We start from the raw sequence: 12,244 nt of genomic DNA on the forward strand, positions 1-12,244 counted from the left end.
GCGCTCATGAGGTGCACACGATGAAAGTTTCGGCAGACGTTCGCGCAATGATCGAACGCCGCAAAAAGGGCTACACGCTCGAAGCGCCTTTCTATACGAGCGAGGAAATTCATGCGCTCGATCTCGATGCGATCTTCGCGCGGCACTGGATTCATGTCGCCGTCGAGCCGGACGTGCCGGAGCCGGGCGACTACACGACAGTCGAAATCGGCCACGATTCGATTCTGATCGTGCGCGACGACGACATGCAAATTCGCGCGTTCCATAACGTGTGCCGTCATCGTGGCGCGCGGCTGTGCAACAACGAGAAAGGCTCGCTCGGCAACATCGTGTGCCCGTATCACAGCTGGACGTACAACCTCGACGGCGACCTGTTATTCGCCGAGCATATGGGCGACCAGTTCGACCGCTGCAAGCACAGCCTGAAGAAGGTGCACGTCGAAAGTCTCGCGGGACTCATCTTCATCTGTCTCGCCGATGAACCGCCCGCCGATTTCGCCGTCATGCGCGCCGCCATGGAGCCGTATCTGCTGCCTCATGGAATCAGGGACTGCAAGGTTGCGGCGAGCATCGACATTGTCGAGAAGGGCAACTGGAAACTCACGATGGAGAACAATCGCGAGTGTTATCACTGCGTCGCGAACCATCCGGAACTCACTGTATCCCTCTATGAATACGGCTTTGGTTATCAGCGCTCGCCCGCTAACGAAGAGGGCATGGACGCGTTCGAACGCACGGTGCAAGAACACGCGAAGCAATGGGAAGCGATGAACCTGCCGTCCGCCGAGATCGAACGTCTCTCCGACCTCGTCACCGGCTTTCGCACGCAACGGCTGCCGCTCGATCGCGACGGCGAGTCGCAGACGCTGGATGCGAAAGTCGCGTCGAGAAAGCTGCTCGGCGGCTTCGAGCGCGCGGACCTCGGCGGCCTTTCGTTCTGGACGCAGCCGAATTCGTGGCATCACTTCATGAGCGATCACATCGTGACGTTCAGCGTGATTCCGCTTTCGGCGGGCGAAACGCTCTTGCGAACGAAGTGGCTCGTGCACAAGGACGCGCGCGAAGGCGTCGATTACGACGTCGACAATCTCACGGTCGTATGGCGCGCGACGAACGCGCAGGACAGCACGCTCGTCCAGTATTCGCACCTCGGCGCGACCAGCAGCGCGTATGAGCCGGGCCCGTATTCGCCCTATACGGAGGGCCTCGTCGAGAAGTTCTCGGAGTGGTACATCGGGCGTCTCGATGCCTACGCGAACACGCCCGACAGCGACGCGCCCGCGCACGGCGAGAAGGTTGTTTCGTTCATGCGCTGACGCGCAAAACACTGAGGCAGGAGAATGAACATGATGCGCGATCAGGCCACGTTCGAGCCGGCGACGAGCCGCGTGAGCCAGCCGCGGTTCTGGAGCGCATTGCCCGCGCGCTGGAACAGCGACATCGACGATACGCTCGTCTGCTGTCACGTCCGGCAGGAAACGCATGACGTGAAGAGCTTTTTCTTCAGAGCGCCCGACGAACGTGCGTTCGTCTTCGAACCGGGGCAGTTCATCACGCTAGAACTGGAGATCGACGGCGAGCCCGTCAACCGCTGCTACACGATCTCGTCGGCGCCAACGCGCCCACATACCATTTCGATCACGGTCAAGCGCGTGCCGGGCGGGAAGGTCTCGAACTGGCTGCATGACAACGTGATGGCCGGATCGCGCGTGCGCGTGCTGGGGCCATCGGGGGACTTTACGTGCGCGCGACATCCGGCGCGCAAGTTCCTGTTCTTGTCGGCGGGATCGGGCATTACGCCGCTCATGTCGATGAGCCGCGCGCATCACGAACTCGGTGACGACGCCGATATCGTGTTCGTGCATAGCGCCCGCACGCCCGACGACATCATCTTCGCGCGCGAACTCGATCTCATCGCATCGAACCACGCGCATTTCCGCACGTCGTTCGTATGCGAGCGCGCAGGCGCGCGCACGAACTGGCCTGGAATCACGGGCTTTTTGAGCTTGCCGCTGCTCAGGCTCGTCGCACCCGATTTTCTCGAACGCGAGATATTCACGTGCGGCCCAGCGCCTTACATGAAGGCCGTGCGCGATCTTCTCGACGAAGGCGGCTTCGACCGCACGCATTATCACGAGGAAAGTTTCTCGTTCGAAACGATCGCGGAAGTGGCCGCGCAACTGACGACCGCGCATGTCGCCGATGCCATCGCCACGCACGCCGATGTGATCGAAGCTCGCGATAAAGCGAGCGGCTTCGCGCCGTCACCCGCGCCGGTCGATACCACGTTCAATGTCACGTTCGCCAAAAGCCGGCGCGAAATCGAATGCGGCAGCGGCGAACATGTGCTCGACGCGGCGAAGAAGGCGGGCGTGCGCCTCGCGTCGTCGTGTACGCAGGGCATGTGCGGAACGTGCAAGGTGAAGCTCGTCTCCGGCGAAGTGGCGATGAAGCACGCGGGCGGCATACGTCAGCGCGAAATCGATCAGGGCATGGTGCTGCTGTGTTGCAGCAAGCCGTTGAGCGATCTCGTCGTGGATAAGTGACGCGCGCCGCGTCGTTTCCTGACAACTGCGTGTCGCAAATGCACGTTACGCGGCAATTCTGGCTGGCGATTCTGGACGCACACCGTAGGCGCAAACCGAAGGGGCACACCCAAGGGGGAAAGCAATGAAAGCGACGAGAAGACTGTTCGTGCTGTGCGCGATGAGCGCGGCGCTGGCCGCGAGCATGGGGGCGAGCGCCGATTCGAAACCGACCATCAAGATCGGCTACGTCGAAGGCTGGGACGACAGCGTGGCGACATCGAACGTGGCGGCGCGCATCATCGAGAAGCGACTCGGCTATCAGGTGCAACTCGTTCCCGTGGCCGCCGGCGTGATGTGGCAGGGCGTGGCGCGCGGCGACCTCGACGCGACGCTTTCCGCATGGCTGCCCGTCACGCACGGCGCGTACTGGAACAACTTCAAGTCGAAGGTCGTGGACCTCGGGCCGAACTTCAACGACGCGAAGATCGGGCTGATCGTGCCGGAAAACGCGGACGTATCGAGCCTGTCGGATCTGCCCGCGAAAACCGCCGAGTTCGATTCGCGCATCGTCGGCATCGATGCGGGCGCGGGCGTCATGCAGAAGACGAGCGAAGCGATCAAGGCGTACAACCTCGACTACAAGCTGCTGCCGAGTTCGGGCAGCGCGATGACGGCGGAACTGGCGCGTTCGGAGGCGTCGAACAAGCCGATCATCGTGACCGGATGGAAGCCGCACTGGATGTTCGCGAAGTACAAGCTCAAATTCCTCGACGATCCCAAGAAGGTCTTCGGCGAGGCCGAGCATGTCGATAACGTCGTGAATCCGGAGCTGGAAAAGAAGGCGCCGCCTGTCGTCGCGTTCCTCAAGAAGTTCCAGTGGAAGCCGGGCGAAATCGATAGCGTGATGCTCGCGACGCAAAACGGCGAAAAGCCCGCCGCCGCCGCCGATGCGTGGATCGGCGCGCATGGCGACCGCGTCGATAGCTGGGTGAAGTAGCGCGCGCCTGTACGACGCTTGAACGCGAAAACGCCGCTAAAAAGCGGCGTTTTGCGTATGCGGCCGCTCAACGCAGCACGACAGTCCTCTCACCGTTGATGAATACGCGCCGCTCCACGAACGCCTTGACCGCGCGCGCGAGCGTAATGCATTCGACATCGCGACCGGTGGCGAGCAGGCGCTCGGGGCTATACGAATGATCGACGCGTTCCACTTCCTGCTCGATGATCGGGCCTTCGTCGAGATCGTCGGTAACGAAGTGCGCCGTCGCGCCGATGAGCTTCACGCCGCGCGCATGCGCCTGATGATACGGCTTCGCGCCCTTGAAGCCCGGCAGGAAAGAATGATGAATGTTGATCGCGCGGCCCGCGAGCTTGCGGCTCGTCTCGCCGGAAAGAATCTGCATGTAGCGCGCGAGAATCAGCAATTGCGCGCCGGATGAATCGAAGAGATCGAGCAAGCGCGCCTCCTGCTGCGGCTTGGAGTCGGCGGTGATCGGCAGATGATGGAAGCGCAGGCCGTGCTGCTGCGCGAGCGGCGCGAGATCGGCATGATTCGACGCGATGCCGACGATATCCATCTTGAGTTCGCCCATGCGCCAGCGGAACAGCAAGTCGGCAAGACAGTGCTCGAGCTTCGATACCATGATGAGCACTTTCGGACGCACGCTGAGATCGTGCATCGCCCAGGTCATCGAGAAACGCGCCGCGATGGGACCGAACTCGCGCTGGAGCATCGCGAGATCGAGAGTTTCATCGCGTCGCGCGGCATGAAAGACGCAGCGCACGAAAAAGCGTTCGCTGAGATCGTCGTCGAAGACGCTCAGTTCGTCGATATAGCCGTGATGGTGTTCGAGAAAGCCGACGATCGCGGCGACTTGCCCCGCCGCGCTCGGGCACGCGACGGTGAGCACCAGTTGATTGAGGCGTGATTCGGCTGACATGCGTGCTCCACATTCGAGAGATCGCGCGCCGCAAGAGTGGGCGGGCGTCTCGCTAGTAGAGCAAGCGCGCGGGCACGATGGATAGAAGCGATGCGCCGTCGCGCTGGTACGAAAGCGTCAGCCGAGTTGCAGGCTCGCGCGCTCCTGCGCGGACATGAGCATGGCGCGCATCGCGTGCTGGATCGCGACGAAGTGCACCATGAGGCTCGTCGGCTGCTGGAAGTACCACGGCGTGTTGAGGCTCACGCAGTCGTGACCGTGCGCGAGCGTCCAGCCGAGTCGATCGCGCAGCAAGTTGGCGATGATCGTCTGATCGCCGCCGTTCGCGTAGGTGCTCGACTTGTCCGGCGCGGCGCTGACGTGCCGGTGAATCTCCTCGACGAACGCGACATTGCTTTCCGTGCGACGGAAACCGAGCACGCCCGCGTTGATGAGCCACGGACCGATATCGTGTGCGGCGAGAATGTCGCGGTTAGCGAGCAGCGGTTCGAGCGGCTTGCGCTGATCCACGAAGAGGATGTCGGCATCGATCCAGATCATCCACTCGTGATGCGGCATGTGCTTGCGCAGAAACCACGGCTTGAGCCATGTGCCGGTGCTGCCGGGATCGGCGTCGGCGGGTGTGTCGCGGTAGACGTAGAGCGTATAGCCGTGGCGCTCGCAATAACGCCGCATGTTCTGTTCGGCGATTGCGCCGTATTCGCGCACGCTCGCGGTGTAGTACGTGACGAGCGCAATCGGGCGGCCGGGGTTGTAGACGCTGAACGGCTCGGCGTGCGCGCTCGCATGGCCCGAGAAATCGAGCAATTGCGCGCCTTTCAGATGACAGTCGTTGACGTGCTCGGCGAGCGCGTTGCGAAAGGCCGGATGGATGAAGCCGTAAATTTCCTGCTCCGCCATCGTGATGGTCCACAGGTTCGGCTGCTTCGCCCAGATCGGCGAGAAGCGCGGATTGCAGAACATCGTGCACATGGCCCCGCCGCGCACGCCGTGCGGCTCGATGTAGTCGAGCGGGGACAGCATCGCGATTTCGTCGTCGGTCGGGCCGCAAATCTTGCACTGCGCGATGCAGTGAACGATGAAATCGCGAATCTGCTGCGTGTTGCGCCAGACCTGCAACGCGGTGTGCTTGTCGCCGGAATCGCCGGCGATCGCGGGCAGCAGGTGTTGACGGCCGTCGGCCATCGGTTCGACCGCCAGCATGTTCAGAACGAGGCAGTCTTCGCTCAAGCAGAGGAGCAGCGCCATGTCGGGCATCTGCCGCAAATGGTGCAGCACGGTTTCGTACTTGAGCAGAAGACGTTGCGCGCGCGTGGGGAGATCGACGAGGGACACGGTTTCGTGCTCGTAACCCATTCGCGCGCAGTAGAGCTTGTGATTGGCGAGGACGTGAGGGGCGTTGACCGAGAGGAAGCTGAGGCAGCGAGTAGTCATAAAGCGTATTGGCGACGGGTATCGTGCGGCGGTGCAGTTTTTTACAGACAGCGCAGTATGAGTACCGCGGGCGCGCCGCGGTATCGGGCATGTCTGAATTCGAACTTATTCGATGGACCTCGCCGCGCCCCAATGCGCCTACGCGCTCGACAACGCCTGCGCCAGCGCCGTCGCGACGGTGGCGAGCTGCGGTTCGACGACAAGATCGGTGTGCCGGCCCTCGACGCGCATGATGCGCAAGCCGTGCTTCGCCACGCGCTGCCACACCGGCAGCGGATCGCCGCGGTCGTCCTGCTGGATCGACGCGCGCACATAGACGATCGGCCCGCCCACGTAGCGGCGCGGCTTGTAGGTCGTCATTGCGACGCGCATCGACTCGCGCAGTTGCAGGAGCGTCGGCGGCAGGCCGCGTGCGTCCGGCGCGGGCTGCTGCGCCGTCTTGCCGAGCCGCATGCGCACGCGGTCCGTCAGCGCGACGGCCTTGCCGCGCACATACGCGATGCGCTCGCGCCCGGCGAGCGAGCGGAACTCGCGCATGCGATAACCGAGCATGGCCGCCTGAAAGCGCGTCCACTCGGGAAGCGGCAGGCAGCGCTCGTGGACGTAGGTATCGAGCAGACAGAGCATTTCGATTTTCTCGCCCGCTTTCACGAGTTGCTGCGCGATTTCGAACGCGACGAGCCCGCCGAACGAATAGCCGACGAGCGCATACGGCCCGCTCGGTTGCAGCCCGCGCATGCGCAGGATGTACGCGCGCGCCATGTCCTCGACGCTGCGCTGGGGCGTTTCATCGCCGTCGAGTCCTTGCGCCTGCAGGCCGTACACCGGGCGCTCGCTTTGCAGCGTGCCAGCAAGCGTCAGACATTCCATCACCGAGCCGGTGATGCTGTGAACCATGAAAAGCGGCCGCCCGCGCCCGGCGCGCATCTGCACCAGCGTGGAACTGGCGGCGCTCGTGCCCTGATCCGCGACGATCACGGCGGCGAGCCTGCCGATGGTCGGCGCGACGATCATCGTGGCGATGGGCAGCGTGCGGCCGGTCGCGCGGCCGATGTCGGCGAGCATGCGCGCGGCGAGCAGCGAATGGCCGCCGAGTTCGAAGAAATTGTCGTCGCGGCCAATCGGCGCGAAGCTGAAGTAGCGTTCCCACAACGCGCACAGCCACGCTTCGATGCTTTCCGCCGTTTCTCCGGGCGCGGGCAGTTCGGGATGCTCGCGCCCGAGCATCGGATGCGCGCGGATGGCGTCGAGACAATCCGCATTCGCAAGCGACGACACATTGCGCGCCGGCAGGCCGTTCACGGCATCGCGGGCGGCGGCTTCGGACGGCTTGCCGTTGTGCGTGACCGGCAGCGCATCGACCTGCGCGATGACATCCGGAACGAGCGCCGCCGAGCCTTGCCGCATGAGTTCGCGGCGTATCCGCACCGCGAGCGTCGCGTTGAGGTGCACATCGGCGCGCAGCACGAGCAACAGCACGACGCGCTGACCGGCATCGCCCGCGCGCGCGCCGGTTTGCGGCACGGCCATCGCGTGACAGATCTCGGGAATGTCGCTCAGGATGCGGTAAATCTCGCCGGGACTCACGTTGATGCCGCGCACGTTGAGCACGCCGTCGCTGCGGCCATGCAGACGCGCGGAGCCTTCGGGCGAGAACTCGATCACGTCGCCGTGGGTCCAGACGCCTTCGTTCTCCGAGAAATACGCCTTGTGAAAGCGCGCGCCGTCGCTGTCGCCGAAAAAACCGAGCGGGCGCGAGGGAAACGGATTCGTGCAGACAAGCTCGCCGGGCATCGTCGTCGGCGCGCCGCGTTCGAACGCCTGCACGTCGAGGCCGAGACTCTTGCACTGCGCTTCGCCCGCATACACGGGCAGGTTCGGATTGCCCAGCACGAAGCATCCGAGGATGTCGGTGCCGCCCGAAATCGACTGCAGTTGCAGCGGCTTGACGTGCCTGTTGACCCAGTGGAACTGCGCGTCGTGAAGCACCGCGCCGGTGCACATCATCGCGCGCAGGGCGGAGAGATCGAACTGGACGCCCGGTTCGATACCGGCGTCCTCGTTCATCTTGAGATACGCGGGACTCGTGCCGAACACCGTCACGCGCTCGTTAGCGACGATGCGCCATAACGTGTCCACTGCCGCGACGGGGCCGTCATAAGTGACGATCTGCACGCCCGATGCGAGCGCCGACAATTGCCAGTTCCACATCATCCACGAGCAGCTCGTGAAGAAGAAGAGCGTGTCGCCGGGGCCGAGATCGCTATGCAGCCGATGCTCCTTGACATGCTCGATCAACGTCCCGCCCGCGCCATGCACGATGCACTTCGGCTTGCCCGTCGTGCCAGACGAGAACATGACGAAGAGCGGATGATCGAACGCGAAGCGCGGCCAGGTGAAGCGCGCGGGATCGCCGCGCACGATGAGTTCGCGCAGTTCGTGTTGCGGTGTCGTGACGCTGCTCGGCAGCGGCGTTTCGTCGAGGCAGACGATATCGGTCAGCGACGGCAGCGCGTTCGCGACCGCCGCGACGTGCGCGCTGAGTGCGCCCGCCGTATCGAACGAGCGCTGCATCGTGTGCGCGAAAAGCATGCGCGGCGCGAGCGGTGAAAAGCGATCGACGATGGCCTGCACGCCGTTTTCCGGCGCGGCGGTGGAAAGCGTCGCGCCGAGCGCGGTGACGGCGAGCGCGGCGGTGATCGCATCAGCGTCGTTGCGCATGATCGCGACGGCGTGATCGGCGGGCTTGAGTCCGAGTTCGCGCAACGCCTGCGCGAGCCGCATCACGCGCTCGCGCAATTCGCCGCGCGTGTAGGCGACGCGGCCGCCGTCCGCGAGACACGATGTGAGCGCGGGCGCGTCGTCGGCAGCGATGCGCGAGCCAAGCAGATTCTCGGCGTAATTCAGTTGCAGATTCGGAAAGAAGCGCGCCGTCTCGCATCGATCGCCGATGCACACCGGCTCATCCGATCCCGACCATTCGAGTTCATCGGCGGACCGGAGAAAGGTTTGCCAGAAGCGCCGGAATTCGCGTGCGGAATAATCGTGGAATGCGGCGTAATCGGCGAATTGCGCGCCCGTCAGTTGTTCGAAACCCCGGATAAAACCCGTCATGCGCGAACGCGATATACGTTCTGCATCCGGCTGGAATAGGGACTCGCGCGAATAGACGCGCGCATGCTTGTGAATGGCGTCTTGACGTTGCATCTTCCGAAGCACCCGTGGTTTGTACTGCGTTATGAATTTTTGTGCCGCGCGAAGACAGCCGCGAATCTCTCTTTTCGCGGTGAAGCGTCTCGTCGCCGGAGTCAGGTTTTCTTCCTTTGCGAATCAGATTACAGCTAGCCAACGCGCCGCAATGTGCGACCACTCACAAAACATCGCGGCGTTTCGGCAGGTATTTCTGCTGATGGATGACAGTCAAAAATCGCTTCGTAACACGAACTGCAACAATGACCAATCCGCGCATCGATATTCATAGGAATGCGTGGTTTTAATCGTCGGCATAAAAGAGGCGATGCCTTATATCGAACTTACGACACTGCAAACCGAACGTTCGATTCAAACAACAAAATGGAGATTCAATGACCACGATTCATCGCGACACCGTGAGGCCCGAATGGGTCGATTACAACGGCCATTTGCGCGACGCGTTTTATCTGGTGATTTACAGCTTCGCGACCGACGCCTTCATGGACAGCATCGGGCTGGACGACGCGGGCCGTCGCGAGCGGCGTCGCACGCTTTATACGCTCGAGGCGCATGTGCGCTATTTGCGGGAAATCAAGGAAGGCGCGGCGGTTCGCATCGACGCGCGCGTGATTGCGCACGACAAAAAGCGCATCCATCTCTATATGGAAATGTTCGAGGGCGATGCCGCGCCACCTGTGTCGGCGTGCGAACTGATGCTGCTGCATATCGATTCCAGCGGCGCGCCGAAATCCGTTTCATTCGACGACGACATCGCCGCGCGCATCGCCGCCCAGCCGACGGTCGCGGCGAAGGACGCGCGTCATGCGGGACGCGTGATCGGCTTGCCGGCGCGTTCGGACGATCCGGCGGGCGCAAGTTCCGCCGCGCCGGCCTGAGCGCGCCACGTCCGCAACAGGAGCGCGTTGGTCACGACGCTCACGCTCGAAAACGCCATCGCCGCGCCGGCGAACATCGGATCGAGCATGCCGAACGCCGCGAGCGGAATGCCGATCAGGTTGTAGATGAACGCCCAGAACAGGTTCTGCCGGATCTTGCGGTACGTGCGCCGCGAAATGTCGATGGCGTCCGCGACGAGCGCGGGGTCGCCGCGCATCAGCGTGATCCCGGCGGCTTCGATCGCGACGTCGGTGCCGTTCGCCATCGCGATGCCGATATCGGCGGCGGCGAGCGCGGGCGCGTCGTTGATGCCGTCGCCGGCCATCGCCACGACGCCTCGCGCGGACGCCCGCAAATGCGCGACGACGTTCGCCTTGTCCTCGGGCAGCGTGTCGGCGTAGACCGCGTCGGGCGCGATGCCGAGCGCGCGCGCGACGGCCCGCGCGCTGCCCGCGTTGTCGCCGGTGACGACCGCGCTCTGCACGCCCATGCGCGCAAGACGCTCGATGGCGGCGCGGGCCGTTGGCTTCACGGTGTCGCCGAAAGCGAGCAGCGCGAGCACGGCGGGCGCGTCGAGGTCGATGAGCCACGAAATCGTGTTGCCTTGCGCTTGCAGTTCATCGGCGCGCGCGGTGAGCGCGGGCGGAACGTGCGCGTTCAGCTCGGCGAGCCAGCGGCCGCTGCCAATCGCGATGCGCGCGGTCGCGCGTTCATCGTCGCAAGCGCTGTCGATGTGCGTGGACACGGCCCGCGACACGCGTCCTTCGACACCGCGCCCCGCCACCGCGCGCACCGCGCTCGCCACGAAGCGCGGCGCGGCGGCGGCCGGATGCGCGTCGGCGGTGGCGACGACGGCCTTCGCCAGCGGATGCTCGCTCTGGCGCTGAACCGCCGCCGCGAGCGCGAGCGCCTCGTCGCGGTCCTGCCCGGGCGCGGCTTCGAACGCGACAAGACTCGGCCGCCCGAGCGTCAGCGTGCCGGTTTTGTCGAACGCGACGACGCGGATGGCATGCGCCTGCTCCAGCGCCTGCGCGTCCTTGATGAGAATGCCCTGGCGCGCCGCGACGCCGGTGCCGGCCATGATCGCGGTCGGCGTCGCGAGGCCGAGCGCGCACGGGCACGCGATCACGAGCACCGCGACCGCGTTCAGCAGCGCGGTTTCGCCGCTCGCGCCGTGCAAAAGCCAGCCGCCGAGCGTCACGAGCGCGATGCCGAGAATCGCCGGGACGAACACCGCCGACACGCGATCGACGAGCCGCTGGATCGGCGCCTTCTCCGCCTGCGCCGATTCCACGAGCCGGATGATGCGCGCGAGCGTCGTTTCCGCGCCGATGGCCGTCGTTTCGATGGCGATCACGCCTTCGCCGTTGATCGAGCCGCCCGTCGCGCGCGCGCCCGGTTCCTTCGCGACCGGCAGGCTTTCGCCGGTAATCAGCGATTCGTCGATGTGCGTGCGGCCCTCGCGCACGATGCCGTCCACCGGTACGCGCTCGCCCGGCCGCACGATGGCGATGTCGCCGATTCGCACGTCCGCGAGCGCGACTTCGCGTTCCCGCGACGGATCGGCGCGATCGCGTATGCGCGCCTTGTCCGGGCGCAGCGCGTTGAGCGCGCGGATCGCATCGGCCGTCTGCCGCTTCGCGCGCGCCTCGAGCCACTTGCCGAAGCGCACGAGCGTGATGACCACCGCCGACGCCTCGAAGTACAGATGCGCGTGCGCGCCGCCGTGCGCGAACATCTGATAGACGGACACGCCCCACGCCGCCGACGTGCCGAGCGCGACGAGCAAGTCCATGTTGCCCGCGAACGCACGCACCGCGCGATAACCGCCCTTGTAGAAGCGCGCGCCGAAGCCGAACTGGACGACGCTCGCGAGCGCGAGCTGCAGCCACGGCGAGAGAGCGAAGCCGAACATCGGCGAGAGAAGCGGCAGCGTGAGCACCGCGCTGCCGACGACCGCCGCGACTTCGCCGTTCCATGCGCGCGCGGCGGAATCAGCCGAATCGGCGGACGCGGCGAGCGGCGCGTCGCGGACAACGAGCGCGGCTTCGTAGCCCGCTTTCGTGATCGCGGCGACGAGTTGATCGTCCGTGACGGCATGGCTCGCGTGAACCGTGGCGCGTTCCGTCGCGAGATTGACGGCGACGGAATCCACGCCCGGCACGCGCTTGAGCATTTTCTCGACGCGCGCGACGCACGACGCGCACGTCATGCCGCTCACGGAAAACTCCGCCGTCCGCTCTGGCTCGTTGG

8 protein-coding genes are annotated in these 12,244 nt (G+C 64.6%); 4 read left to right on the forward strand and 4 right to left on the reverse strand.

Annotation, left to right across the window (positions count from 1 at the left end):
- The first annotated feature begins 20 nt into the window (after positions 1-20).
- From LDZ27_RS14740 to LDZ27_RS14750, 3 genes are all read left to right on the forward strand, one after another.
- Positions 21-1,316, forward strand: a complete 1,296-nt coding sequence (locus LDZ27_RS14740; RefSeq protein ID WP_244816739.1) for an SRPBCC family protein — start codon at positions 21-23, stop codon at positions 1,314-1,316.
- A 30-nt stretch (positions 1,317-1,346) separates the two neighbouring features.
- Complete coding sequence (locus tag LDZ27_RS14745; RefSeq protein ID WP_244816740.1) at positions 1,347-2,546, forward strand: hybrid-cluster NAD(P)-dependent oxidoreductase; 1,200 nt, start codon at positions 1,347-1,349, stop codon at positions 2,544-2,546.
- A 124-nt stretch (positions 2,547-2,670) separates the two neighbouring features.
- Positions 2,671-3,525 (forward strand): glycine betaine ABC transporter substrate-binding protein, encoded by an 855-nt coding sequence (locus tag LDZ27_RS14750; RefSeq protein ID WP_244816741.1) that lies wholly within the window; start codon positions 2,671-2,673, stop codon positions 3,523-3,525.
- Between the two features lie 67 nt (positions 3,526-3,592).
- On the opposite strand, the gene purU is transcribed toward LDZ27_RS14750, so the two are convergent.
- The 3 genes from purU to LDZ27_RS14765 form a co-directional block, all read right to left on the reverse strand.
- Complete coding sequence (purU, locus tag LDZ27_RS14755) at positions 3,593-4,468, reverse strand: formyltetrahydrofolate deformylase (RefSeq protein WP_244816742.1); 876 nt, start codon at positions 4,466-4,468, stop codon at positions 3,593-3,595.
- 117 nt (positions 4,469-4,585) lie between these two features.
- Positions 4,586-5,902 carry a hypothetical protein gene (locus LDZ27_RS14760; protein ID WP_244816743.1) on the reverse strand — a complete coding sequence of 439 codons (1,317 nt, stop codon included), beginning with the start codon at positions 5,900-5,902 and terminating at the stop codon, positions 4,586-4,588.
- A gap of 138 nt (positions 5,903-6,040) precedes the next feature.
- On the reverse strand, positions 6,041-9,109 hold the full coding sequence (locus LDZ27_RS14765) for an acetoacetate--CoA ligase (protein ID WP_244816744.1): 3,069 nt from the start codon (positions 9,107-9,109) through the stop codon (positions 6,041-6,043).
- A 377-nt stretch (positions 9,110-9,486) separates the two neighbouring features.
- On the opposite strand from LDZ27_RS14765, the gene LDZ27_RS14770 reads away from it, so the two are divergent.
- The gene (locus tag LDZ27_RS14770) at positions 9,487-9,990 is read left to right on the forward strand and encodes a thioesterase family protein (RefSeq protein ID WP_244816745.1); all 504 of its coding nucleotides are present in this window, start codon (positions 9,487-9,489) and stop codon (positions 9,988-9,990) included.
- Here the strand turns inward: LDZ27_RS14770 and LDZ27_RS14775 are convergent.
- Entirely contained in the window at positions 9,915-12,203 is a 2,289-nt protein-coding gene (locus tag LDZ27_RS14775) for a heavy metal translocating P-type ATPase (RefSeq protein WP_370653448.1), read from the reverse strand. The genes LDZ27_RS14770 and LDZ27_RS14775 overlap by 76 nt on opposite strands.
- Positions 12,204-12,244: the final 41 nt, after the last annotated feature.

It is taken from the genome of Caballeronia sp. Lep1P3 (assembly GCF_022879595.1).
Classification (GTDB): domain Bacteria; phylum Pseudomonadota; class Gammaproteobacteria; order Burkholderiales; family Burkholderiaceae; genus Caballeronia.

Coding starts and splice junctions, on each gene's coding strand:
- LDZ27_RS14740 (WP_244816739.1), top strand. CDS start 21: ATGAAAGTTTCGGCAGACGTTCGCGCAATGATCGAACGCCGCAAAAAG.
- LDZ27_RS14745 (WP_244816740.1), top strand. CDS start 1,347: ATGATGCGCGATCAGGCCACGTTCGAGCCGGCGACGAGCCGCGTGAGC.
- LDZ27_RS14750 (WP_244816741.1), top strand. CDS start 2,671: ATGAAAGCGACGAGAAGACTGTTCGTGCTGTGCGCGATGAGCGCGGCG.
- purU (WP_244816742.1), bottom strand. CDS start 4,468: ATGTCAGCCGAATCACGCCTCAATCAACTGGTGCTCACCGTCGCGTGC.
- LDZ27_RS14760 (WP_244816743.1), bottom strand. CDS start 5,902: ATGACTACTCGCTGCCTCAGCTTCCTCTCGGTCAACGCCCCTCACGTC.
- LDZ27_RS14765 (WP_244816744.1), bottom strand. CDS start 9,109: ATGCAACGTCAAGACGCCATTCACAAGCATGCGCGCGTCTATTCGCGC.
- LDZ27_RS14770 (WP_244816745.1), top strand. CDS start 9,487: ATGACCACGATTCATCGCGACACCGTGAGGCCCGAATGGGTCGATTAC.
- LDZ27_RS14775 (WP_370653448.1), bottom strand. CDS start 12,203: ATGACGTGCGCGTCGTGCGTCGCGCGCGTCGAGAAAATGCTCAAGCGC.